Source organism: Vibrio sp. 661 (assembly GCF_033339315.1).
In the GTDB taxonomy this organism is placed as follows: Bacteria; Pseudomonadota; Gammaproteobacteria; order Enterobacterales; family Vibrionaceae; genus Vibrio; species Vibrio alginolyticus.
Map to the genome: position 1 here is coordinate 1 of NZ_JAWOUJ010000120.1, position 1,093 is coordinate 1,093.

Annotated in this window: 1 protein-coding gene; it reads right to left on the minus strand. The window is 49.4% G+C overall.

The window, feature by feature from the left end; translation table 11 throughout:
* On the minus strand, window positions 1-1,093 hold a 1,093-nt coding region (locus R7P69_RS25110; protein ID WP_318121818.1), incomplete at both ends, for a CarD family transcriptional regulator.

Genomic DNA, 1,093 nt, shown 5'->3' on the forward strand with positions numbered 1-1,093 from the left:
CTTCGCGTATACATCAAGTAGCTCTGCTGCAACATCGCGTACTTTCTCAGCTGCTTTTCGACGTGCTTTCGACCACGCTTCACCGCCAAGTTTGTGCAGAGGAGCCGTTTCTTCAGCGCCGCCTGAGTAACGGCTGATCAAGTTTAGCGAGGAAACGGGAACATAAAGTTTGGCGTCGTTTTGATATTCAAGCGTCACATACTCGGTTTTCATTCCCCCCGCTTCAAGGGTTTGCAGACCGATGTAGCGGCCGATGCCGTGGTCAATATGAACAACAGGTTGGCCTGGTTTCAGTTCGGCAAGGTGGCGAATAACAGTGTCACTGTTGACGGCTTTTTTGTCTTTGCGACGGCGTTGAATTACGCGATCGCCAAGCAAGTCACTTTCGCATATCAGCGCGAAATTCAGCTCGTCATGAATAAAGCCGTGTTCTGCTGAACCAAGAATCAACGTGAAACGGTGGTCTGACTCTAAAGCGTGATACAGCGATTCTTGCACCACTGGGCGAACTTTGATGCCTTGCAGAAGCTCAGTCAGGGCTTCGCGTCGACCTTCTGATTCCACGGAAAAGATGATTTTGCCCGTAAATTGTTCGCTGAATTGGCGCAAACGAGATAATGGCTCTTTGTTTTGCTGTTGAACGCCAAGTTCTGCCAGTGTTTGTACCGCTAAGTTTTGGCGGCCAGCACGTTTCACTACTTTCTCTAGACTGAGCTGTGCCTGAGGAAGTTGTTTGAAGTGTGCAAACAATTCGTCTTTCTTGAGCCACAAATCATGTGGGGCAAGAAGTGGACGCAGAGGATCAATTTTCTTTTGATCGTAGCGATACTCGACGTCATTTAAGAATGTGTCGACAGCTGCTTCAATGTCGCCGTATGTGATCAGCTGCGAATCTTCAGGTAAGTAGTCGAACAGGGTTTCGGTATGGTCGAAGAACAGTGGTTGCCAGTATTCAATGCCTGCCGGCCACGTTCCTTTGGTGACTTGCATGTAGATGGATTCTGGCTCGCGTCTCGCCTCAAACTGGGTGCGCCAACGAGTGCGGAAATCTTCAATCGCTTCTTTCGTCGTTGGGAATTCATGCGCAGGCAGT